The 20,924-nt window shown below is 51.9% G+C and carries 25 protein-coding genes; 15 read left to right on the forward strand and 10 right to left on the reverse strand.

Translation table 11 applies throughout. The annotated features are described in order from the left end of the window. Nucleotides 1-50: 50 nt before the first annotated feature. Nucleotides 51-1,424, reverse strand: a complete 1,374-nt coding sequence (locus EYY67_RS21290) for an MFS transporter (RefSeq protein WP_131694335.1) — start codon at nt 1,422-1,424, stop codon at nt 51-53. Nucleotides 1,425-1,538: 114 nt separating this feature from the next. Between EYY67_RS21290 and EYY67_RS21295 the strand changes: the two genes are divergently transcribed. From EYY67_RS21295 to EYY67_RS21320, 5 genes are all read left to right on the forward strand, one after another. Further along, nucleotides 1,539-2,453 carry a LysR family transcriptional regulator gene (locus EYY67_RS21295; RefSeq protein ID WP_131694336.1) on the forward strand — a complete coding sequence of 305 codons (915 nt, stop codon included), beginning with the start codon at nt 1,539-1,541 and terminating at the stop codon, nt 2,451-2,453. Nucleotides 2,454-2,481: 28 nt separating this feature from the next. Beyond that, nucleotides 2,482-3,009: a GNAT family N-acetyltransferase gene (locus tag EYY67_RS21300; RefSeq protein WP_131694337.1), complete on the forward strand. Its 528-nt coding sequence runs from the start codon at nt 2,482-2,484 to the stop codon at nt 3,007-3,009. A gap of 160 nt (nt 3,010-3,169) precedes the next feature. Then, nucleotides 3,170-3,409, forward strand: coding sequence for a regulatory protein YcgZ (ycgZ, locus tag EYY67_RS21305; protein WP_095925355.1), 240 nt, complete (start codon nt 3,170-3,172; stop codon nt 3,407-3,409). 422 nt (nt 3,410-3,831) lie between these two features. Next, nucleotides 3,832-4,203: a biofilm/acid-resistance regulator YmgB/AriR gene (locus EYY67_RS21315; protein ID WP_205948432.1), complete on the forward strand. Its 372-nt coding sequence runs from the start codon at nt 3,832-3,834 to the stop codon at nt 4,201-4,203. Nucleotides 4,204-4,289: 86 nt separating this feature from the next. Then, entirely contained in the window at nt 4,290-4,547 is a 258-nt protein-coding gene (locus EYY67_RS21320) for a biofilm development regulator YmgB/AriR family protein (protein WP_131694338.1), read from the forward strand. A gap of 110 nt (nt 4,548-4,657) precedes the next feature. Here EYY67_RS21320 and EYY67_RS21325 read toward each other — a convergent pair whose 3' ends face one another. Continuing rightward, nucleotides 4,658-5,899, reverse strand: coding sequence for a diguanylate phosphodiesterase (locus tag EYY67_RS21325; RefSeq protein WP_131694339.1), 1,242 nt, complete (start codon nt 5,897-5,899; stop codon nt 4,658-4,660). Between the two features lie 195 nt (nt 5,900-6,094). Here EYY67_RS21325 and tehB point away from each other — a divergent pair, with 195 nt between their 5' ends. Both tehB and EYY67_RS21335 read left to right on the forward strand, forming a co-directional pair. Next, nucleotides 6,095-6,694, forward strand: a complete 600-nt coding sequence (gene tehB / locus EYY67_RS21330) for a tellurite resistance methyltransferase TehB (protein WP_131694340.1) — start codon at nt 6,095-6,097, stop codon at nt 6,692-6,694. 82 nt (nt 6,695-6,776) lie between these two features. Continuing rightward, nucleotides 6,777-7,049 carry an ElaB/YgaM/YqjD family protein gene (locus EYY67_RS21335; protein WP_095925361.1) on the forward strand — a complete coding sequence of 91 codons (273 nt, stop codon included), beginning with the start codon at nt 6,777-6,779 and terminating at the stop codon, nt 7,047-7,049. Between the two features lie 52 nt (nt 7,050-7,101). Here the strand turns inward: EYY67_RS21335 and EYY67_RS21340 are convergent, their stop codons facing one another. After that, the gene (locus EYY67_RS21340; protein ID WP_095925362.1) at nt 7,102-7,299 is read right to left on the reverse strand and encodes a hypothetical protein; all 198 of its coding nucleotides are present in this window, start codon (nt 7,297-7,299) and stop codon (nt 7,102-7,104) included. Between the two features lie 160 nt (nt 7,300-7,459). On the opposite strand from EYY67_RS21340, the gene EYY67_RS21345 reads away from it, so the two are divergent. Continuing rightward, nucleotides 7,460-9,859, forward strand: a complete 2,400-nt coding sequence (locus EYY67_RS21345) for a phosphoketolase family protein (protein ID WP_131694341.1) — start codon at nt 7,460-7,462, stop codon at nt 9,857-9,859. A 124-nt stretch (nt 9,860-9,983) separates the two neighbouring features. On the opposite strand, the gene EYY67_RS21350 is transcribed toward EYY67_RS21345, so the two are convergent. Then, complete coding sequence (locus tag EYY67_RS21350; RefSeq protein WP_095925364.1) at nt 9,984-10,415, reverse strand: OsmC family protein; 432 nt, start codon at nt 10,413-10,415, stop codon at nt 9,984-9,986. Nucleotides 10,416-10,550: 135 nt separating this feature from the next. Here EYY67_RS21350 and EYY67_RS21355 point away from each other — a divergent pair, with 135 nt between their 5' ends. From EYY67_RS21355 to EYY67_RS21365, 3 genes are all read left to right on the forward strand, one after another. After that, entirely contained in the window at nt 10,551-10,730 is a 180-nt protein-coding gene (locus tag EYY67_RS21355) for a DUF2158 domain-containing protein (protein WP_131694342.1), read from the forward strand. Between the two features lie 125 nt (nt 10,731-10,855). Then, the gene (locus EYY67_RS21360; protein ID WP_131694343.1) at nt 10,856-11,191 is read left to right on the forward strand and encodes a nuclear transport factor 2 family protein; all 336 of its coding nucleotides are present in this window, start codon (nt 10,856-10,858) and stop codon (nt 11,189-11,191) included. A gap of 135 nt (nt 11,192-11,326) precedes the next feature. After that, a complete protein-coding gene (locus EYY67_RS21365) occupies nt 11,327-11,686 on the forward strand; it encodes an outer membrane protein assembly factor BamD (RefSeq protein WP_131694344.1) in 360 nt (119 codons plus the stop codon). Nucleotides 11,687-11,757: 71 nt separating this feature from the next. On the opposite strand, the gene metQ is transcribed toward EYY67_RS21365, so the two are convergent. From metQ to EYY67_RS21380, 3 genes are all read right to left on the reverse strand, one after another. Then, nucleotides 11,758-12,570, reverse strand: coding sequence for a methionine ABC transporter substrate-binding lipoprotein MetQ (gene metQ / locus EYY67_RS21370; RefSeq protein WP_095925368.1), 813 nt, complete (start codon nt 12,568-12,570; stop codon nt 11,758-11,760). A 237-nt stretch (nt 12,571-12,807) separates the two neighbouring features. Next, entirely contained in the window at nt 12,808-14,019 is a 1,212-nt protein-coding gene (locus EYY67_RS21375) for an MFS transporter (RefSeq protein WP_131694345.1), read from the reverse strand. Between the two features lie 423 nt (nt 14,020-14,442). Beyond that, the gene (locus EYY67_RS21380; protein ID WP_095925370.1) at nt 14,443-14,778 is read right to left on the reverse strand and encodes a DMT family transporter; all 336 of its coding nucleotides are present in this window, start codon (nt 14,776-14,778) and stop codon (nt 14,443-14,445) included. A gap of 281 nt (nt 14,779-15,059) precedes the next feature. Here EYY67_RS21380 and EYY67_RS21385 point away from each other — a divergent pair, with 281 nt between their 5' ends. Genes EYY67_RS21385 through EYY67_RS21400 form a run of 4 tightly spaced genes read left to right on the forward strand, consistent with a single transcriptional unit; the run spans nt 15,060 to nt 17,527 of the window. After that, on the forward strand, nt 15,060-15,362 hold the full coding sequence (locus EYY67_RS21385) for a hypothetical protein (RefSeq protein WP_095925371.1): 303 nt from the start codon (nt 15,060-15,062) through the stop codon (nt 15,360-15,362). Continuing rightward, nucleotides 15,343-16,488, forward strand: coding sequence for a type III PLP-dependent enzyme domain-containing protein (locus EYY67_RS21390; RefSeq protein WP_242675621.1), 1,146 nt, complete (start codon nt 15,343-15,345; stop codon nt 16,486-16,488). Before EYY67_RS21385 ends, EYY67_RS21390 begins: the two co-directional genes overlap by 20 nt. Continuing rightward, a complete protein-coding gene (locus EYY67_RS21395; protein WP_242675622.1) occupies nt 16,454-16,855 on the forward strand; it encodes an LLM class flavin-dependent oxidoreductase in 402 nt (133 codons plus the stop codon). The genes EYY67_RS21390 and EYY67_RS21395 overlap by 35 nt, the downstream gene beginning before the upstream one ends. Before the next feature lie 15 nt (nt 16,856-16,870). After that, nucleotides 16,871-17,527 (forward strand): GIN domain-containing protein, encoded by a 657-nt coding sequence (locus EYY67_RS21400; protein ID WP_131694346.1) that lies wholly within the window; start codon nt 16,871-16,873, stop codon nt 17,525-17,527. Here EYY67_RS21400 and EYY67_RS21405 read toward each other — a convergent pair. Genes EYY67_RS21405 through EYY67_RS21415 form a run of 3 tightly spaced genes read right to left on the reverse strand, consistent with a single transcriptional unit; the run spans nt 17,507 to nt 20,898 of the window. Beyond that, complete coding sequence (locus EYY67_RS21405) at nt 17,507-18,223, reverse strand: 4'-phosphopantetheinyl transferase family protein (RefSeq protein ID WP_095925390.1); 717 nt, start codon at nt 18,221-18,223, stop codon at nt 17,507-17,509. The two genes, EYY67_RS21400 and EYY67_RS21405, sit on opposite strands and share 21 nt — an antisense overlap. Beyond that, a complete protein-coding gene (locus EYY67_RS21410) occupies nt 18,180-19,493 on the reverse strand; it encodes a sensor histidine kinase (RefSeq protein ID WP_095925391.1) in 1,314 nt (437 codons plus the stop codon). Before EYY67_RS21410 ends, EYY67_RS21405 begins: the two co-directional genes overlap by 44 nt. Further along, nucleotides 19,486-20,898 carry a sigma-54-dependent transcriptional regulator gene (locus EYY67_RS21415; protein WP_095925392.1) on the reverse strand — a complete coding sequence of 471 codons (1,413 nt, stop codon included), beginning with the start codon at nt 20,896-20,898 and terminating at the stop codon, nt 19,486-19,488. Before EYY67_RS21415 ends, EYY67_RS21410 begins: the two co-directional genes overlap by 8 nt. Nucleotides 20,899-20,924 lie beyond the last annotated feature (26 nt).

Consider the following 20,924-nt stretch of genomic DNA (forward strand, 5'->3'; position numbering starts at 1 on the left):
CACATGCGCATCAAACACTTCTTTCACAAAACGATTCATTTTCTTTCCTGTTAATAGTTCTGTTGATGCCGTTCCTGCACAATGTCACGCCCCGGCAGCCGCAGACACAACACGACCGGCACCATAACGCTGACGGAGGCAAAAATAAACGCCAGCCGGAAGGCAGATTGCGGCAGGTAAATCTGCAAAATATTGAGCATCACGCTGACCAGCGTCACGCCCAAACAAAAACTCAGCTGGCGGTTGATGTTCCACAATGCGCTGGCATCAGCCAGTTGCTGCGTCGGAATATGTAAGAACGCGCCACTTTGCGCCGTGCTGCTGCACAAACTGCTGCCCGCCCCCATCAGCGTGAACGCCGCGATCGCCAGCCAGGATTGTGCGGGAAACCCGCTGAGCAGCGCCAGCAAGCCAATGCCCGCGCCCTGAATCAGGCAGCCGGGAATGAACAGCGCCCGCGGCCCGATCCGGTTAAACATTTTGCCGGTAAAACTGATGGCAGCAAACGACGCCAGCGACCACGGCAACATCAGCGCGCCGGACTGCGCCGCCGTGAAATGCTGCTCATTTTGCAGATACAGCATGGCGATCAGGCTGACGCCGGTAAACACACCGGGAATGCACTGATAAATCACCATACCGGTGCGCAGTAACGGATCTTTCATCAGCGTCAGATCCAGCAACGGCGCAGGGTGTTTTCGCGATATCCGCACAAACATCGTCATCAGACAGGCACCCGCCAGCAATAAAACGCTGCCGCTCAGCCATTCACTGTTGTCACCCAGCGACGTCAGCCCCCATAACACCAGCGCCAGTCCGCCATTCAGCAGCGCAAATCCTTTGAGATCGAACCGCCCTGCCGGTTCACGCGGCGTTTCTGGCAACCAGCAAAGCGCCAGGATCCACGCCAGAAATGCCAGCGGCAGACTGGCGAGAAATACCCAGCGCCAGTTAAAGCTGTCCACGATAATGCCGCCGACGGCCGGGGAAAGCGCCGGAGCCAGCAGCCCGACCAGCATGATCACCGCCGAAAGTCGGGCGCGTTCATGGCTGCGGTACAGCGCATAGGTCAGCGTCTGGCCGACCGGGATCAGCAGCCCGCCACCGATCCCCTGCACAATACGCCAGCTGATCAGCGAAACCAGACTCTGCGCACTTCCCGCGCCCGCTGACGCAAGCATAAAAATCATCAGCGAACAGGTGAATATCCGCCTTGCGCCAAAACGCACAGCCAGCCAGCGGCTGAGCGGAATAACCAGCGTCAGGCCCAGAATATAGCCGGTACTGACCCAGGCCAGCGCACTGACCGGCGCAGCAAACTGCCGCGCGATACCGGGATACGCCACGTTAGCGATAAACATGTTGATCAGATCAACGAAAAAACCCAGCAAATACACCGCGGCAACCCGCGCCCTGTGACTCATCTGCACTCATCCACGGTTGGTTAAGGCGGGCAATCTACCGGAGATAATGTCCGGGATAAACGGGCGCGGCGCAGTTACACTGTCAAAATAATTTTGACAGTAAGGAAGCGTGACATGCTGAATTTGCAACGGCTGGAGATTTTTGTCGCGGTGGTTAACGCAGGCAGTTTTACCGGCGCGGCGGCCTCACTCGGGCTGACCAAAGCGGTAGTGAGTTTTAATGTGAAGCAGCTGGAAAGTGAAACCGGCGTCGCCCTGCTGACCCGTAGCACACGGCGGCTGGCGCTGACGGGATCGGGCGAACGTTTTTATCAGCGTTGTCAGGATTTATTGCAGGAAGCCGAAGCGGTGCTGGACGACGTGCGGCGCGATCACGGCGGACTGAGCGGCCAGTTGCGGATCACCAGTACGCCGGAATACGGCGCGCGGGTGGTGGTTCCGGCGCTGGCGGCCTTTGCTGCCCTGCATCCGCAACTGCGCATTCAGCATGTCGCGTCTTCACAACACGATGATTTGATCGCCGGACGCTTTGATCTGGCGATCCGTCTCGGCCAGCTCGCCGATTCAAGTCACCATGCCGCCACACTCGGCAGTTTTGAAATACGCCCCGTGGCCTCTGCACCGTATTTACAGCAGGCAGGCAAAATTGAAACGCTGGCGCAACTGGCGCAGGCCAGATGGATCGCCCACAGCCGCCTGCCGCTGCCGATGAACTGGCCGGTAACCGACAGGGCGGGAAAACCAAACCCGTTTCGCGTGACCACTCCGCCCGCCATTGTAGCGGACAGCGCCTCGGCGTTACTGGCGTTTGCACTGGCAGGCGCAGGCGTCGCCCTGCTGCCGGACTGGCTGGTGCAGCCGGAAATCGACGCGCAACGTTTATGCCCTTTGCTGCCCGATCATCGTTTTCCGCCACAGGGCATTTTTGCGCTCTATCCCAACACCCGCCACGTGCCGGAAAAGGTGCGGCGGTTTATTGATTTTCTGCAAAGCAGGCTGGCACTCTTCCCCGCTCAGGCTAAGATTTAATTCAGCTAACGTAAGGGAAATGTTCATTATGATCATCGAAACATCGCGGTTGCGGCTCAGGCCGGTGGAGGCTGAAGATATCGGTTCACTTTTTGCCATTTACGGTGATCCGCAAACCCATCTGTTTAATCCGCGTGGCCCGCTTGCGGATAGGGCAGCGGCACAAGAAAAACTGAATGGCTGGTTACAGGAATGGCGGGATCACGGTTTCGGACACTGGGCGATTGCGCGGAGTCATAATCCGGAGGAAATTATCGGTTTTGGCGGTCTTGGCGTGCGTGAAGGCTACGAAAATCACCGGGTGTTCCTCGGTTATCGTTTTGCGACATCCGCGTGGGGAAAAGGGCTGGCGACGGAATTTGCCAGTGCGTCACTCAATACCGGTTTTGAGAAACTCGGCATCACGCGGATCTCCGCCACGGTGCGTGAAAATCATCTGGCATCACAGCGCGTCTTGCAAAAAATCGGTATGGAGAAAGTCGGTTTCGAAGGCGACCCGCTGCACGGCATCGGCAGCTATCTTTACCGGCAGACCGACAGACGCCTGCTGCGCTGAATCTCAGGACGCCCTCCGGCCTGAGTTCAGATAAATCCGAGTCTCAGGCATCACTGGCTTTTTTTTCCTGAAAATACCTGTACAACTTCGCCCATCTTGTATAACTTTATAATCACACTGGTAATCATTACTCACACATCTATTAACATAAGGGTTAATTATGCGTCAGAACAGACACAACGGTATGTCTGCGGACATGTCACCTTCCTTATACAATCAGGTATTTTCTGAAGAGGAAACCATGGGGCGCGTTGTCGTTGAAATTCTGCAGGCAGGAAAAAACCTTAATCGCAAAGCGTTATGTTCAAAACTTTTAAATCGTGTTGAAGCCGCTGGCAGTGAAGAAGAGGAAAAGCATTATATGAAGCTTATCCGTATGGTTCTTGAGCGGGATTCATGATCCTCTTTAATTAATTTCGTAGTGCAACGATTGGCTTCATAGCATTTCAGTTCGACATATTATGCGGGCATGATTTATTCACGGCCTACCCCTATTTTATGCCTGAAGGCGTAGAATATTTACTCTGAACCTGAAGCTAATCTGCCCAAGACCTTTGGCCGGCGTATATTCAGAGGCTGCTAATATGTATAGAAGTAATGAAGAAAGACTGACTGATAAGCTGATAGGTGAGGCTGTTATTTCCTTGCTTAAATCAAAGAGTCCAATATCCACCGACCGACTCATTGCGCAATTACAGTTTATGGCTGTAAGCGCAGACAACATAAATCGAAAAAGTGCCTGCGAACGGATTATTAATGAGATCCGCCATGATCTGGCTGATAAGCGTGCGCGAATCAGTTACGAGGTGCGGGACGTCGACAATGTACGACACTTTTTCAATGCTGAAGGGCCGTCCGATGACAAGAAAAAACATTGATACATCAAACGCATATGCCACAAGCCATAGCGATTCGATGTCATTAAACCCCTCACAGTCAGTGACAGACTCTGTGCGTAATTCAGACGTGTATCAATATTTTAGCAAAGCAGGCGAACTCTTTTTAAGCGAAACAGAAGTATTAGGTGCCGCTATTCGTCAGATTCTGGCCGAGAAAGGCACAGTGACTAATAAGGCCATTATTTTACATCTGATAACCCGGCTTGAATGCACGACGGATGTCGTGCAATTAGATATTCTGCGCAGTGCACTGGAAATGGTGGTGGGCATGACGCCCGATGATTTCACTGTCTGATAAACGCGGGTTCATTTAATCATCTTCACGCTCAGTGTTAAATCTGGCGTGCATTCTCATCAACAGCAAGTGCGGAGGGTATTAAAATGCAAGATGTGTCTTATACTCATGTGAAATTGGCGGATTATATTCTGACGGAAGATCCGGAACTTCTGCTCGGCAATGAAACCGTCATCCGTATTTATAATCATTTAAAAAAGCATAAACAACAGGTCACCCATAAAGACATTATTCTTTGTTTGATACAAAGAATTGAGCAGGAAAGTGACGACAGCAAGCAGAATATTTACTTAGAAGCCCTTGAATACGTGGTTTACCGCACGCCGGACGATGATACGATTTAAGCTATCAGCGGCGTAGCGACAGGAATTTGTGAATCAGTCCGCAAACAGAGCCTGTTTTGCGGACTGATTAATTTAATGCCACTAAGAATACCTTAATCCGAATAAGGATATTACAGGTTAAGGATGCCGGACGGATATTCTGATTTAACTTCCGGCCAGGTCACCACCGGCGCGCCATTTAGCCTTGGCGCAGCAAACAACGCGCCCTGAAAATTACACACCCCTGCCGCATCGAGCCACATCCATTCTTCCGGTTTTTCTACCCCCGTCGCAATCACTGAAATTTCCAATGCAGAGCAAAATCTGATGATGGCCTGAACCACGGCCTGTTTGGAACCGCTGGTGTGGATGTCACAAATCATCTCGCGATCAATCATAATTTTGTCAGGCTGGCACTGGGTCAGCAGCAGCAACCCCGCCGATCCTGCGCCGAAGTCATCAATCGCCAGACGCATTCCTGAGGCTTTGAGCTGCTTCAGCGCACGGGTGAAACTCTCTTCGCGGGTGACGACGCCATTCTCTGTGATGGCCACCACGATTTGCTCCGGCACCAGACCATGCGCCGTGATTTCCTCAACCAAAAAATCCACCGCATCCGGCAATCGGGATAACGTCATCGGCAAAAGTTTGATGGACAGCGTGTTATCGCTGAGCCCCATCTTTTGTGCCAGCGCAAAAGCCAGTTTTTTAGATTTCAGATCGGCTTCATAAATGGTGGTGCGGGAAAGCGTGGAAAAATATTCCATCGGTGAACGCCCGCCCGGACCGCACAGATTGGCCTCCCAGGAGATAATCTCGCGACTTAGCGGATCGACAATCGGTTGAAATGTGAAGCTGTAATCCTGCATCTCCGGGAAGAGTAACCCTGCTTCTGGTTTCAGTGGCTCATCGGCGATGAAAGACCATGTACTGGCGGGCAGGATTTCGAGATAATTTTCTTTTTCCCGCGCCTGCACAAAGGTACATAAAAATTGAAGCGCACGGTCTTCATAAGTCAGCCGATATTTGGACGTTCCTTTATCCAGAACCGCCTGCAGGACGACATCTTCGTGATGGTGTCTGAGGTCAAAAATTTCCATTCCCACATTGCCGAAGCGGCGTGAGGGCGCGTAATCGCGCATAAGAGTGACCACATTATTATGTCGCTGATCCCGGCAAATCGTCTGATATATGGCATCGACGGCCTCTTCAGGCCCTTCGAGCAACTGGAAAAAATGCGTACCATCAAAAAGCAGAATACCGGTGATGCCGGATATTTCATTTTTAACGTTAGCGCGCGACACCATATCGTCCAGCGAGGCAGGCTGCACAGACTCACTGATGTGGCTGCGATAAACGAGGGTTAAAAGCATTGAGGTTTTCCAGGACAGGCTGAGTGTTAACCTTCACGATAACAGAAATTTAACTTACGAAAAAAGCACAATGGATAAATTCCCCTTTCCAATACGGTTATGAATAACCCCCCTGCTGATCCTTAAGAGTCATGGCGCTGACGCCAGTTTGGAGGATAATCGCGGTATTCGATTCACTTTTTAGGAAACCACGGAATGACTCAGCCACTTGCGCCAGAAGACTATTACACCGAAAAATACGGCCTGACCCGTACCCACTCTGAAATCCTCCACGCCGCACAGTATGTTCAGCCCGGCAAGGCGTTGGATCTGGGCTGTGGCAGCGGGCGTAACTCGCTGTATCTCAACCTGAAAGGCTTTGATGTCACGGGCTGGGATAACAACCCGTTAAGCGTCGCAAAAGTGAATGAGATTATTGCGGCCGAATCCCTGCAACATATCCATATCAGCGAACAGGATCTGAACACTCATCGCTTTGAGGGCGAATACGATTTTATCTTTTCCACCGTGGTGATGATGTTCCTGCAACGTGACAGCATCCCGCACATCATTGCCGATATGCATGCCGCCACCAAAACCGGCGGCTACAACCTTATTGTCGCAGCGATGGACAGCCCGGATTATCCGTGTCCGCTGCCCTTCCCGTTTACCTTCCGGCCGGAAGAATTACGTGATTATTACCGTGGCTGGGAAATCGTGAAGTACAACGAAGACGTCGGCGAATTGCATAAACGAGACGAAAACGGCGATCGCTACAAGCTGCGCTTTGCGACGCTGCTGGCAAGAAAAGTCTGATATCTGCCGGCATCCGGCTGGCAGGCCATGCAGATCCTGACTTTTCGGCTAGACTTAAATTCCACCCAAAAAGGAGCGCGATATGTCATCACAAGACTTTGATAAAGATCCTAACCGTGTGGAAGATAAAGTAGAAAACACGGTTAACCAGTTCGCCGGTGAGGCACAAAAGCAATTTGGAGATTTTGTCGATTCTCCTAAACACCAGCTGAAAGGTGCTGCCCGCAAATATTCCGCGCAGGCGGGTGAAGTGGTTTCTGATGTGGCGGATAAGATCAAAGAGAATCCGCTGTCGGGACTGATTGCCGCCGGTGCGATTGGCGTGGTGCTGGGCCTGCTTTTAGGTCGCAAGTAACCTCAGCAAAGAAAGCCCTGTCCGGGCTTTCTTTGTTTTCCCCTGCCGTTTTTCACAGTCCCTTACTCACCAGCAGCGCCGCCTGCACAAAAATTTCATCCTCCAGCCCGTCCCCTTTTTTGCGTCCGAGTCGTCGTAATTCCTCAACAATGCTTTCCCGGCAGATCATCGTTCTGCTGGTAATCAGTCCCATCACGGCGGCACCGATGGCCAGTCCGATTAATCCTGTTTTTTCGTTTTCGTCCTTCATTTTTACCCCGGTAAATTATTTTAGTTTTTAAGGCAATGCACAGTATCTATAGCTGATCTTGCGCGAGTTGTCAGAGTTCACACCCCCGTCAACTTGGCCGGGATCGCATTTTTCTATTAGGGTTAAAAGACACCCCCAGCAGAAAAACCGGAGGAAAACGATGACGCAACCCTCTTCACCGCAGTCCGCAGAAGCGGAACTCAGACAAGTTGACCGCTACTGGCGGGCGGCAAATTACCTCTCTGTCGGACAAATCTACCTGATGGATAACCCGCTGCTGCGGGAGCCGCTGAAACCTGAGCACATCAAACCACGGCTGCTGGGTCACTGGGGCACCACGCCGGGACTGAACTTTATCTATGCCCATCTCAACCGGGCTATCTGTCAGCGGGATCTGGATGTCATTTATATCTGCGGCCCCGGACATGGCGGACCGGGGATGGTGGCCAATACCTGGCTGGAAGGCAGCTACAGCGAGATTTACCCCGATATCAGTGAGGATGCCAGCGGCATGCAAAAACTGTTCAGGCAGTTTTCGTTTCCCGGTGGCATTCCCAGTCATGCCGCACCTGAAACCCCCGGTTCGATTAACGAAGGCGGCGAGTTAGGCTATTCGCTGTCGCATGCGTTCGGGGCGGTGTTTGATAACCCGGATCTGGTTGCCGCCTGCGTCATTGGCGACGGGGAAGCCGAAACCGGCCCGCTGGCCTCAAGCTGGCATGGGATTAAATTCCTCAATGCCGTACGCGACGGCGCGGTGCTGCCGGTACTGCATCTTAACGGCTATAAAATCGCTAACCCGACCATTCTCGGGCGGATGAGTGATGAAGACTTGCGCCAGTTGTTTTCCGGTTACGGCTACGAGCCGTTGTTCGTCAGCGGCCACGAACCGGAACAGATGCATATTCAGATGGCGCGGACGCTGAACATTGCGCTGGATATCATTAAAGATCATCAGCAGCGCGCCCGTGCCGGTACGCCGACCCAGGGCGTGCCGCGCTGGCCGATGATCGTTCTGCGCAGTCCGAAAGGCTGGACCGGGCCAAAAACTGTTGATGGCAAAAAAGTCGAAGGTTTCTGGCGTGCGCATCAGGTGCCGGTTTCCTCCTGCCGTGAAAACGACGAGCACCGTAAGATTCTTGAAGACTGGATGCGCAGCTACCAGCCTGAGGATTTATTCGATGAGCAGGGGCGGCTGCAACCGGTTTTGCGCGCGCTGGCACCACAGGGCGATAAACGCATGGGCGCATCACCTTTCGCCAACGGTGGCAGGCTGCGGCGCGAACTGGTGCCTGCGGAACTGGCGAAATTCGCGGTAACACTCACCTCGCGCGGTGAACCGCAGGTGCAATCGACGGAAATGCTCGGCCGCTATCTGGCGGATATCTTTACCCTCAATCACGATAATTTCCGCCTGTTCGGCCCGGATGAGACCGCCTCTAACCGGCTCAGCGATGTGTTTGATGTCACTGACCGCACCTGGCTGGAAGACATCGAACCTTACGATGAGCAGCTGTCACCGGATGGCCGGGTGATGGAAATTCTCAGTGAACATCAGTGTCAGGGCTGGCTGGAAGGGTATCTGCTCACCGGACGGCACGGGCTGTTCAACTGCTATGAAGCCTTTATTCATATCGTCGACTCGATGTTTAACCAGCACGCCAAATGGCTGAAAGTGACGCGCAAACTGCCGTGGCGACAGCCGATTTCGTCGCTCAACTATCTGCTTTCCTCCCACGTCTGGCGGCAGGATCACAACGGCTACAGCCATCAGGATCCGGGCTTTATGGATCACGTTGCTAACAAGAAAGCCGACATCGTGCGGATTTATCTGCCGCCGGATGCCAATACGCTGCTGTGGGTGGCGGATCACTGCCTGCAAACCTGGGACCGCATCAACGTGATTGTGTCCGGTAAACAACCTGCGCCGCAGTGGCTGTCGGCGGAAGAAGCCGCCGCGCATTGTGCGACCGGTATGGGCATCTGGCCGTGGGCGGGCAATGAGCAGGACGGCACCGAACCCGATGTGGTGATGGCCTGCGCGGGGGATGTGCCAACCATGGAGACGCTGGCCGCCGTCGATCTGTTGCGGGAATATCTGCCGGATCTCAGCGTGCGGGTGGTGAACGTGGTGGATATCATGGCATTGCAGACAGAGGAACAGCACCCTCACGGACTGAGCGAGGCGGCGTTCGACGATATCTTCACGCAGAACAAACCGGTGATTTTCGCCTTCCACGGCTATCCGAGCCTGATCCACCGGTTAACCTATCAGCGTAATAATCACCGCAATTTCCACGTCAGCGGTTTTATGGAAGAAGGCACCACCACCACGCCGTTTGATATGACGGTCCTCAACGAGCTGGATCGCTTCCATCTGGCGCAGGCAGCCATTGTGCATACGGAGAAACTGCAAGGCAAAGCGGATGACATTCTGGATGATTTGCAGGAGAAAATCGCCGCTCACCATCGTTACGTACGGGAATATGGCGAGGATTTACCGGAAGTCCGCAACTGGAAATGGCCGTCACAACAGGGAAGCGGCGGCGCGCCAGAGTAACGGAGCTGGCCGTCATACCTTATGCATGGCGGCCTCAGCGGATTGCTTATCTGCTAATAACACAAAAGCCACGCAACGATCGCGTGGCTTTTTCTTTTTCAGAAACATGTTTTCTGTTAAATCATCAGTTTTCCAGCTGATACGTCAGCGTGATTTCCGCTTTCAGTACCTGCGAAACCGGGCATCCGGCTTTGGCTTTTTTGATGATTTCATCAAACTTGTCTTTGTCGATCCCCGGCAGCTTCACTTTGCTGTCGAGCGCGATTTTGGTGATCGCGAAGCCGCCATCCACTTTATCCAGTGAAACATCTGCGACCGTATCGATACTTTCCGGCGTGTGTCCCGCTTCGCCCAGCATCAGGGAGAGCGCCATAGAGAAGCAGGCGGAGTGCGCCGCGCCAATCAGTTCTTCCGGGTTGGTGCCGGGTTTGCCTTCAAATCGGGTGTTGAATCCATACGGCTGATCTTTCAGGGCACCGCTTTCAGAAGAGATGTAACCTTTCCCGTGTTTAATATCGCCTTCCCAGTGCGCCTGTCCTTTCTTATGAATGGTCATGTTTTCCTCCGGTTTGTATTACATTGATATTAAGTATAGCTTCTCATCAGTGAACCGCGAGGATGGCCGGGCTATGCGGCCTGCACGACCCCTTTCCCAAAATTAGAAACCCATTGAAAACAGAGGAAATAAAAGATGTTTAAACCGCAAGATCTCGTTCAGTCAAAAACCGGCGGCCCGAAGATGTTGGTACTGCGTGTTGATGGTGACACCTTGTGGTGCGCCCGCGCAGACGATTTCTCCCAAAAGGAAATCGAAGTCCCTGCGGATTCCGTCGATCTCTATCATGAAGACGGTGATTTCGGCGTGTGCTGATCGCCGCATCGTTTACCTGTCAGGCTGCTACGGCGGCCTTTTTTGTTTCTCCTTGATTGTCACGCCTCTTTTTATGAATTAATATGCGTTATTAATAGATAATAATTCATAATGAGTGATGATAAATGAACGCCGTTATCCCGGTAGAAAAGCAGTTCCAGGCTTATAATCAACACGATCTGGCTGCCTTTGTGGCCTGCTACAGTGACGACTTTGTCGCATACCGAATGCCAAATTTGTCGCCTTCCCTGGAAGGCAAAGCAGCGCTCGAAATGTTTTATAAAAACCACCGGTTCAACAATAAGGCGTTGCGCGCTGAACTGGTTTCGCGCACCGTCCTGGGCAACAAAGTCTTCGATCATGAAATGATTTACGGGATTTATGACCAGCCGGTGAACAGCATCGCTGTATTTGAAGTGGAAAATGGGCTGATTAAAACGGCGTGGTTCTACTTTGAATAAACATGCAGTTTCACGCAGCTAAAATTATTCACCGGTAATGATTGATTATCTGTAATCATAATTTCCAATTATGTAAACTTCTGAATATAGTAGTCGGAATTAACTGAGAATAATCGGATGAAGGAACCGGCCATAATGAATAAGCATTTTGCGTGTCTGTCAGTGTTTCTGGCTGCGGCCTTTTTAACAGGGTGCGCGCAACCAACGGCCAGGACCGCTGAGCAGGACCCGTCAGCGCTTAACAACCGTTGCTACACTGAGTTCAAAGCGCTTCAGACGCTGGATAAACAGGCTTTCAGTGTTTATAAGCAACAATTTAGTCAGCTCAATGAGGCGTACGCCGTTTACAAAACCAATGCCTCGCTGATTAACAAAGATTCCAAAGAGATGTTTGCGCTTGAATTAAAAGATAAGCAGACACTCATTTGTGCCCGTGTGAAAAGCGCCGTATTCAATAACATGAATCAGCGTTCGCAGATGTTGAACGATATCTGATAATACCCCACATTGAATCCTGAGATTATAAAATCTCAGGATTCAATGATAGCCCTTTAATCCTGCCCGACTTACCAGCCCTTCACCGCATCCCCGTGGTAAATTTCATCCGCCGCTTTGACTGTCGCGTCCGTATGATAAGCCTCAACCAGTTCCTTCACTGTCTGGCTGTCTTTGTTGTCTTCACGCGCCACGATGATGTTCACATACGGCGAATCTTTGTCTTCCACAAACAATCCGTTTTTGCCCGGCGTCAGCCCGACCTGGCCTGAATAGGTGGTGTTGATGATCGCCAGCTCGATTTTGTCGTCGTCGATGGCGCGGGTCAGTTGTGGCGCTTCGATTTCAACAATCTTCAGGTGTTTCGGGTTTTCGATGATATCCAGCGAAGTAGGCAGCAGGCCAACGCCGTCTTTCAGTTTGATCAGCCCGACTTTTTGCAGCAACAGCAGCGAACGCCCGAGATTGGTCGGATCATTTGGCACCGCCACCTGCGCGTTATCGCTTAACTGGTCGAGGGATTTAATTTTGCGGGAGTAACCGGCGATCGGATAAACGAAGGTTTTCCCCACTTCCACCAGTTTGTAGCCGCGCTCTTTGACTTGCTTATCCAGGTACGGACGATGCTGGAAAGAATTGACGTCGATATCGCCACTGCTCAGCGCAGAGTTAGGTAACACGAAATCGTTGAAGGTGACCACTTCGACATCGAGGTTGTATTTGTCTTTGGCGGTTTTCTTGATGGTTTCCCACATTTGCTGATCGATACCGGCACTGATACCGACCTTGATGTGATGCTCATTAGATTTTTGATCACAACCACTCAGCGCCAGTGCGCCAACCAGAGATAACGCCAGAACTGAAAGTTTTATTGCTATGCGCATACAGGTTTACTCTTTCCGTGAATAATGAAAACGTTGAAGTCGCTTCAACAAAGACCCCAGTGTTTCAAAGCACTACACGTTGAGCAAATACGAAAAAGAAATAACCTAATGAAAAAATGGCGTTATTTACCGGCACTATGCGAAAGAGAGAGCCTGATATCCAACAAAGCCCGCAATGCGCGGGCTTCAGAAGGACAAATATTGATATGTGGAAAGATTTCCTGATCGTCCGTCAGGTCATTCTTTCGCCCCGTGCAGGGTGACCGGTTGCGGGCGCGACAGGAAAATCGTGATGCCCGCCAGCAGGGTCAGTACTCCTCCCAGCAAAAAGGCGCTGCTGACACCGGCGCTGTCCGCAAGGATCCCGCCAAACAACGCGCCCAGCGCCAGTGACGTCTGAAACACACACACCAGCAGCGCCGAACCGGTTTCAAATAAGGCAGGCGACGCCTGATACGTCCAGATATTCAGACACACCGGCAGTGCGCCAAACGCGAGTCCCCACAAAATCACCAGCGCACTGGCCAGAGGCAACGGCACGTTAAACAGCGACAGCACCAGAACCGAGAGACTGAGCAGCAGCATGTTGAGCATAAAGGCCCGCTTCACACCGAATTCCCGCACGGTAATTTCAGTGGTGAGTGTGCCGATCAGCCCGGCGACGCCGTACCCCATCAGCAGCAGAGAAATATTGCTGGCAGAGAGTTGCAGGTTGAACCGCAGCCACGGCTCGAGGTAGGTGTAGGCCGCGAAATGGCCGCCCGCCATAAAGACGCCGATGATCAGCGCATAGCGGATCCCTGCCACTTTCGTGACGCCCAGCATGGCGCGCAGGCCGATGGATTGCTGCGCCGGTAACGAAGGCAGCGCCAGCCATTGCAGAATGAAGAACACCAGCGCCAGCACGGTGTTAAGCGTAAACGCCATCCGCCAGCCGAACAGATCGCCGATAAAGGCGCCTGCCGGCACCCCCGCGACGGTGCCGACGGCCACGCCTGCGGTGATCAGCGAAATGGCGCGTGCGCCCTGCTCTTCCGCCACCAGCCGCCGTCCTGACGGAATGGCAAACGACCAGAAGCCGCCGACCCCGACGCCGAGAATAATGCGTCCGATCAGCAAAATGTTGAACGACTCCGCCATCACCGCAATCCCGTTTGCCAGGATCACCGTGGCTGAAAGCAGCAACAGCAAGGTGCGGCGATCCATTTTTTTGGCGAACAGCATAATCAGGGGGGCGGAAATCGCCGCAATGATACCGGGCAGCATGACCGCCAGCCCGGCGTGACCTTCGGTTACGCCCAGAGACTGCGCGATCGGCGAAAGCAAGCCGATAGGCAGAAATTCAGTATTAACCAGCACGAACGTGCCGCAAGCGAGTGAAAAGACCGCCAGCCAGCGGCGGAAAGCAGACGTGTCTGGCCGGGTGTCAGCTGATGTGCACTCAGTCATTTATTATCCTTATCCCCTTCATTCTTCAAATTGCAGATGCGTTGGCTGCACTTGCTCACCCGAATCACTTACTTTAGTAAGCTCATCGGGATTCACTCGCTTGCCGCCTTCCTGCAATTCGAATTATTTCGGGTATGTTGTTTTGTTATTAGAACGTAATAAACGTGATCACTATCACAGGGTCAAGGCATTTTCATAATGACTGTTAGGGTATTTCTTATCTGTCGGAAGAATAAGCCAGTCCCCGCCTGCGATGCGGGCTACAGAGGCATCCGGTGCCGCAAACGAAAAAGGCACATACAGATAACGCCGATCAGAAAATCCTTCCACATTTAGGTATGTTGTAACTAAGTTGCTACGCAGTGAAGAAACCGGCCGTCAGGCCGGCAGCGATCATTTTGCGGGGAGTAATATCAGGAAATGTTAATGTGTTACCGATTTGGAACAGAGCTGAATAATGATGATGCCGATGGCGATACACGCCATGCCGATCAGCGCGGGCGTATCCAGCCGTTGTTTGTAGAAAAAGAATGACATGGCAGAGACCAGGAAAATCCCCATCCCCGCCCAGATAGCATAGGCGATACCGATATTCATCACTTTGACGACCTGAGAAAGGCCATAAAACGAGACTGAATACCCCACGACGACAATAATGCTCGGGATCAGGCGGGTAAATCCGTTGGAGGCTTTCATCATCGTGGTCGCCAGCGTTTCGGCGCAGATAGAAACGGCAAGGATGAGATATATTTTGAACATATGACCTTCTGAATATGAGATTTGAAAAATAAAGCTTTACCCCGCAGAGTCTTACATTAAATAGTCCTGACGGCAATCATGGTTGATTTTACTGTCTTCATAAAATAACCGAATACGAATTCCTCGAATCCCCCCAATTATTATGTCAGTGAGCCGTCATGACACAGGTGAACTTATCCCGTCCCTTAATTTCTTCTTTTATTGCGGACGCAATTTCAAGCAAATCTTTCTGAGTAGGCCGGATAAGATGTCGGCACGAAGTTTTTAACGTGGCGAAACTAATGACTATTTCATCGGCGACGAAAGATTTTATACTCTCCTCATTAGAAAAAGTGGGTGTTGACAATAGGAAGCTGGCAGCTATTGCAGAAGGCGCTGAAATCTACGGGCCTGAAGGGCTGCTGGATTCGATCCATCTGGTGGGTTTTATCGCAGAGATGGGCGAATGGCTGGAAGCCAGAAGCAATGCTTCTGAGAGCTTTTTCGATATCCTCGATGGCGATCTTTTCGAAAACTTCCGCAATATTCATCAGATTGAATCCCTGTTATTCCGGAGGTTTAGCGATGTCAGCTTTTCCTCCTGATAGCCAGTTTATTAGCGCAGAAAATATCGACGATATTCCTTATCAGCGTCTGGCTGACAAGGTTCCGACGCCGTTTTATGCCTACAGTGCCTCGCAAATAAAGGCAGACTTTGCAGCTTTAAAAAAATCACTTCCTGATGAGATTCATTATTTTTATTCGCTCAAAGCCAATCCCAATAAAACAATCGTTCAGTTGTTAAGCCGGGAAGGAACGGGTTGTGAAGTGTGTTCCCTGGCGGAACTGGAAACAGTAATACGTCAGGGGATCCCCGCGGGGGATATTATTTTTGTTGGTCCCGGTAAACATATTGCTGAATTAACCCAATGTTGTCGCATTGGTATTAAAGCTGTCGTCATCGAATCCATTGAAGAAATAAAGCTTCTTAATGATATCGCTGCCAGCATGGGCGTCATACAAACCATCGCCCTGCGTATCAATCCTGACTTTACTGGCGAAAAAGCCAAACTGGTGATGAGTGGCAAACCGCGGCAATTTGGCATAGATGAACAACTTTTGCCGCAGGCATTTGCCTGTGTCGGGCAGCAAAGCAATGTACGACTTGCAGGGATCCACATTTATCTCGGTACACGGATCCTCGACTGGCAGGCGCTGGCCAAAAATACGCTGAATATTCTGTCACTGGCTGAATCTTTGCAGGATATCTACAAGATCGATTTTGATTTTGTCGATGTCGGCGGCGGTTTCGGCGTCAGGTATTTCGATAAAGAAAAGCCGCTGGATATTGTTGCGCTGGGTGAGGCACTGGCTCCGGTTATCCGCAATTATCATGACAAATTTCCGCGCTGTAAGATCATCGTCGAACTGGGCAGATACCTGATTGCCCGCGCAGGCATTTTTGTCACCCGCGTTAATTATCTCAAACCCTCACGTGATGAATGGTTCGCGGTATGTGATGGCGGAGCCAACTGTCACGGCAGTGCGGCAGGCATCAACTCGCTGATCCGGCGTAATTTCCCGATGGCCCGTCTGGGTGAAACCCCTGCCGGTACACAACATCGGTATCAGGTGACCGGCCCGCTGTGTACACCCACCGATTTATTAGGTGAAAAAACTGATGGAGAACTGCGCGGTGTATCGTCTCGCACGCCGTCAGGCGGGTTTTGATCCCGCACAAGGCACCGTCACGCTGATGTTGCACACGCAGGCCGGAGAAGAAAGAAAGAGACTGCTGCCACGCCTCAGACCGGCACTCACCGGATATCTGCGGGCGTTTATGGCGCTTTCCGACAATCTCAGTCAATCACCGGCCACCGATGCGGAGCAAAATGAGAAGAAGCAAGCCTACACACTGAAATGGGGAGTGGAGAAATATCTCAACCACTGCGGTTTATTTGGTTCGGCACAAGAATGCGCGGATCAGCTTGCCCGGCTCAGGCAGGAAGGCATCGATGAAGTTGCGTGCCTGATGGATTTTGGAATGCCTCAATCAAGTGTGGAACAAACGCTTCGTACACTTGCTACATTATTATGAAATCAAGGAATTATGATGGAAAAGACCCTCCTGGCGCTTACCCTGTTCGTCTGTGTCACCAGCAATTCTGCCTTCGCCGCAGACAAAACATTTCCCCTGGAAGCTTTTAGCGCAGTAGAAGCCAGACAGGGCATTAATCTCACCATTAAGTGTGCCGCGACACCGTCTATGGTGGTTTCCGGTTCGCAAGACTCGTTGAATAAATTGAAAGTCACCAATAACAGTCACGCGTTATTGTTGGTCAATGACGCCGCCGAAAATGATCGTTTTATCTCGCATACGCTGGATATCACCCTGTACACCAGCGGCCCGCTGAACAGCCTGGCCGGAAAAGCCGGTGTTAAAATAGCGGTGCCGGCCTGTGCGGTGGATCCTAAAACACTGGCCGTTTCCGGCAGCATGGGCACGGACATCCGGGCTGAAGGCAAAACGGCTGAGCTGAATCTGGATCTGGCCATGGGCGGGAGTTTTAACAAGAAGCCGCAGGATTTTACGGCGGAATCGGCTAACGTGCGCATGAGCATGGGCGCGGAATCTTCGCTGTGTCATATTCCCAAAATTCAGGGCACGCTGGCGGCAGGCGCACGCGTTTCCGTCAGCGCCTCTGCGCAGGTGGATACCGGCGCTGCCAGCTCGTTTGCCAGCGAGATTTCAAATTCCGGCTGCGCGTAATGACGGCTTAACGTCTGCCAGATAAACAAAGACCTGCCATCTGACCGGCAGGTCTTTTTGCGCAGAACAGGCACCATACGCCAGGCAATATACGCCGTCGTTTTCAATCAGCTGGTGATGTAACAGGCCGGTTTGTGCCTGATGCGCACCGGACACCTGCGCAATGCCGCAGTGTTGAGGGATGGCACAAAAACCGGCCAGCGACTGCGTAAGTCCGGTTCCCCGCGCTTTGAGCCAGGCTTCCTTCACACTCCACAACCGGGTAAACCGCAGCAGGTAATCGGCCTCATCTTCTGCCAGCCAGCGCTGTTCATCTGGGTGGAAAAACCGGCGGGCGATGGCTTTTTTCACCTCCACTTTGCCGCTGACTTTTTCCAGATCGACCCCGACCTCGGCCCCGCGACACAGCACTATCGCCGCCGATGTTCCGCTGTGGGATAAGTTAAAGTGCCACTGAGGAAAATCAGGCAGCCAGGGTTTACCCTCAGGGGTTCTTGCGATAATTAACTGCGTATCGGTCACCGGTAAGCAGCTCGTCAGTATCTGACGCAGCCAGCAATGCGCCTGCTGTCGCAGCAGTTTTCCCGACAGCGAAGGCGCAAAGTGACGGATCAGGCAAAATCCTTCGCCTGTCTTCAGTTCAGGGAGGGGATCACCGTGGTAAATTGAGGGTAACACGGCAACCGGTGCGATCATGGCGATTCTCCAGAGACAGATACCCGCCATGACTTTCAGCGATTTGCCGGCACAAAATCAGTCCGATGCCACTGCCGTTGGGTTTGGTGGTATAGAAAGGAACAAACAGGTTTTTGGGGTTGGTCAGCCCGACCCCCTGGTCAAGAATAGTCACAAACAGCCGCCCTTTTTCCTCTGACCATTCAATGCAAACCGGCGCCGTGGTATCGCTCATTGCCTCATCGGCATTTTTAATCAGGTTGATGAGCAACTGGTGGATTTGCACCCGGTCGACATCCACTATCAGCGGCGCGGGGCCTTTCAGGGTAATTTTACGGTGCGCGAACAACAGCGGCAGTTCTGCAATCAGGGCGGCGACATCAAGCGGTGCTTTAACGGGCGGCGCGAGCTTGCTTAGCTGGCGGTAACTGCTGACAAACGCGATAAGCTCTTTAGCCCGGCGGTTGATAAGATCGATACCTTCCGCAAAGCCCTCCGGCAGGTTTTCTGTATGCCGGCGATAGTGCTGCTGGAGCATCTGGCTGATAGAGGCAATCGGGCTCAGTGAATTGTTTATTTCATGGCTGATCACGCGCAGCAGATTTTGCCAGGCTTTTTGTTCTTCCTGACGCAGCATGTCATCAACGTCACTGACAAACAGCAACACGTTCTGGATCCCGTCAACCATGTAGGTATCACTGGACACTTTATAACGCCCCGGACGCCCTTCATGATGAGACTCCACCGGATGTTCCCGGTTGGCATTTTGCAACAGCGTATCAAGTTGCCAGTGGCTGGATTTCTCGCCGATCAGCTTTTCCAGCGAGGTACCCAGCATCCGCGAGGCCGCATTGTTACACCAGACCAGCCGGTTATTGCCGTCAATCGCGAAAATGGCCACAGTGATATTGGAAATCACTTTTTGCAGCAGAAAATCCATTTCTCTTTGCTGCTGGCGGTGGCGTGATAACTGACCAGAAATCGCATTGATCTGTTCAATGACGCCTTCAAACACCCCTTCCCCGCTGGTCACACCGCGAAGGCTAAAATCTTCCTGCTCAACGGCTTCTAACAGGTTAGAAATCACATTGATTTTATAGAGAAGCTGCTGGAAAAAGTGATAGGAAAAATACACTAACGTGACGCACAGGATAAAGAGCGTGAGACATTTCAGGTAGAAAGACTGCTGCGGGAAACACCACAGCAGCAGATAGGCAACAACGCCCCCGAGCGGGGACAAACTGCACAGGATTAAATGACGCGTCTCAAAGGATCGAAAAAGTTTACTCATGACAGATTTTTAATTTATCCAGTCGTCGGTAAAAAGCGCTGCGACTCAGCCCTAACGATTCTGCCGCTTTCACTGCATTTCCGTCATAGTGACGCAGGCGTTGTAAAAGCACCGTTTCTTCCACTTCTGCCAGCGTGCCCGTCTCGAGTTGCGTCACCGGCTTATGCTGTAACGCATGACCCGTATTTTGCTCCTTCACCGGCAGTGGCAGGCAAAGATCCGCCAGGTCGATCGTATTATTACGGCAAAGCAATACACCTCGCTCAAGCAGATGACTCAGTTCGCGGATATTGCCCGGCCATGAATATTCATGCAGTCCTTGCCGCGCCATCGCCGATAATATCGGTTTAGGTTTATTGTACTTGCGGGCAAAGCGTTGCATGAAACGTTCGGCCAGCGGCTCAATATCTTCCTGCCGTTCACGTAGCGGCGGTAACGGAATTTGTATGACATTCAGCCGGTAAAGCAAATCCTGCCGGAATCTCCCTTCCACCACGGCTTTTTCAAGATCCGTATTGGTGGCCGCAATGATCCGGCATTGGGTGCTTTGTGTGCGCGATGAACCCACGCGTTCGAACTGCCGTTCTTCCAGGACGCGCAGTAATTTTACCTGCTGGGACAACGGCAAATTGCCAATTTCATCGAGGAATAATGTGCCTTTATCGGCCAGTTCAAAGCGGCCAATGCGGTTTTCCCGCGCATCGGTAAACGCGCCTTTCACATGTCCGAACATTTCACTTTCAAACAACTGCTCATTGATGCACCCCATGTTGACTTCAACAATGCTGTGATCACGGCGGGAGGATAACTGATGTATATAGCGGGCGAGCAGGCTTTTGCCGGTGCCATTTTCACCCAGGATCAGGATGCTGGTATCCGTAGCCGCCACCGTTTCAACCACGTTGATCAACTGTTTCATGGCCTGAGAACGGACAACCCATTCATTGCCCATGTCATCTTCAAGCGCCATTTTCAGCAGCTTATTTTCTTCTCTGAGGCAATTCCCGGAACGTCTTGCCTGACTCAATGCGATCTGTTGCTGAACAATGCTTAACAGGCGTTCGTTATCCCAGGGTTTCTGGATAAAATCCGCCGCGCCGGCCCGCATGGCGCTGACGATGATGTCAACGCTTCCCCAACCGGTCATTGCCACGGCAGGCAGGCAGTCATCAAATTTCTTTAACTCATCCAGCAGTTGCAAACCTTCCAGACCCGAGGTGGTGTCTTTCTGAAAGTTCATGTCCATCAACACCAGATCAAAGGGCTTTGCGGACAAATGTGACAATAAACGGTCAGCCTGCGTTTCCAGCGTCACGTCATACCCTTCCAGACGGAGCAGCATGTCAAGGCTGGTCAGAATGCCTGCATCATCATCAATAACAAGAATACGTTTTTTTTCGTTCATTAAAGCATCCGGCTTGTGCCGCCGCA

The sequence above is a fragment of the Rahnella victoriana genome, assembly GCF_004330295.1.
GTDB classification, from domain to species: domain Bacteria; phylum Pseudomonadota; class Gammaproteobacteria; order Enterobacterales; family Enterobacteriaceae; genus Rahnella; species Rahnella victoriana.

Bases quoted from the DNA above. Each gene is read 5' to 3' on its own strand.
- EYY67_RS21290 (WP_131694335.1), bottom strand. From the start codon at position 1,424: ATGAGTCACAGGGCGCGGGTTGCCGCGGTGTATTTGCTGGGTTTTTTC.
- EYY67_RS21295 (WP_131694336.1), top strand. From the start codon at position 1,539: ATGCTGAATTTGCAACGGCTGGAGATTTTTGTCGCGGTGGTTAACGCA.
- EYY67_RS21300 (WP_131694337.1), top strand. From the start codon at position 2,482: ATGATCATCGAAACATCGCGGTTGCGGCTCAGGCCGGTGGAGGCTGAA.
- ycgZ (WP_095925355.1), top strand. From the start codon at position 3,170: ATGCGTCAGAACAGACACAACGGTATGTCTGCGGACATGTCACCTTCC.
- EYY67_RS21315 (WP_205948432.1), top strand. From the start codon at position 3,832: ATGTACGACACTTTTTCAATGCTGAAGGGCCGTCCGATGACAAGAAAA.
- EYY67_RS21320 (WP_131694338.1), top strand. From the start codon at position 4,290: ATGCAAGATGTGTCTTATACTCATGTGAAATTGGCGGATTATATTCTG.
- EYY67_RS21325 (WP_131694339.1), bottom strand. From the start codon at position 5,899: ATGCTTTTAACCCTCGTTTATCGCAGCCACATCAGTGAGTCTGTGCAG.
- tehB (WP_131694340.1), top strand. From the start codon at position 6,095: ATGACTCAGCCACTTGCGCCAGAAGACTATTACACCGAAAAATACGGC.
- EYY67_RS21335 (WP_095925361.1), top strand. From the start codon at position 6,777: ATGTCATCACAAGACTTTGATAAAGATCCTAACCGTGTGGAAGATAAA.
- EYY67_RS21340 (WP_095925362.1), bottom strand. From the start codon at position 7,299: ATGAAGGACGAAAACGAAAAAACAGGATTAATCGGACTGGCCATCGGT.
- EYY67_RS21345 (WP_131694341.1), top strand. From the start codon at position 7,460: ATGACGCAACCCTCTTCACCGCAGTCCGCAGAAGCGGAACTCAGACAA.
- EYY67_RS21350 (WP_095925364.1), bottom strand. From the start codon at position 10,415: ATGACCATTCATAAGAAAGGACAGGCGCACTGGGAAGGCGATATTAAA.
- EYY67_RS21355 (WP_131694342.1), top strand. From the start codon at position 10,551: ATGTTTAAACCGCAAGATCTCGTTCAGTCAAAAACCGGCGGCCCGAAG.
- EYY67_RS21360 (WP_131694343.1), top strand. From the start codon at position 10,856: ATGAACGCCGTTATCCCGGTAGAAAAGCAGTTCCAGGCTTATAATCAA.
- EYY67_RS21365 (WP_131694344.1), top strand. From the start codon at position 11,327: ATGAATAAGCATTTTGCGTGTCTGTCAGTGTTTCTGGCTGCGGCCTTT.
- metQ (WP_095925368.1), bottom strand. From the start codon at position 12,570: ATGCGCATAGCAATAAAACTTTCAGTTCTGGCGTTATCTCTGGTTGGC.
- EYY67_RS21375 (WP_131694345.1), bottom strand. From the start codon at position 14,019: ATGACTGAGTGCACATCAGCTGACACCCGGCCAGACACGTCTGCTTTC.
- EYY67_RS21380 (WP_095925370.1), bottom strand. From the start codon at position 14,778: ATGTTCAAAATATATCTCATCCTTGCCGTTTCTATCTGCGCCGAAACG.
- EYY67_RS21385 (WP_095925371.1), top strand. From the start codon at position 15,060: ATGACTATTTCATCGGCGACGAAAGATTTTATACTCTCCTCATTAGAA.
- EYY67_RS21390 (WP_242675621.1), top strand. From the start codon at position 15,343: ATGTCAGCTTTTCCTCCTGATAGCCAGTTTATTAGCGCAGAAAATATC.
- EYY67_RS21400 (WP_131694346.1), top strand. From the start codon at position 16,871: ATGGAAAAGACCCTCCTGGCGCTTACCCTGTTCGTCTGTGTCACCAGC.
- EYY67_RS21405 (WP_095925390.1), bottom strand. From the start codon at position 18,223: ATGATCGCACCGGTTGCCGTGTTACCCTCAATTTACCACGGTGATCCC.
- EYY67_RS21410 (WP_095925391.1), bottom strand. From the start codon at position 19,493: ATGAGTAAACTTTTTCGATCCTTTGAGACGCGTCATTTAATCCTGTGC.
- EYY67_RS21415 (WP_095925392.1), bottom strand. From the start codon at position 20,898: ATGAACGAAAAAAAACGTATTCTTGTTATTGATGATGATGCAGGCATT.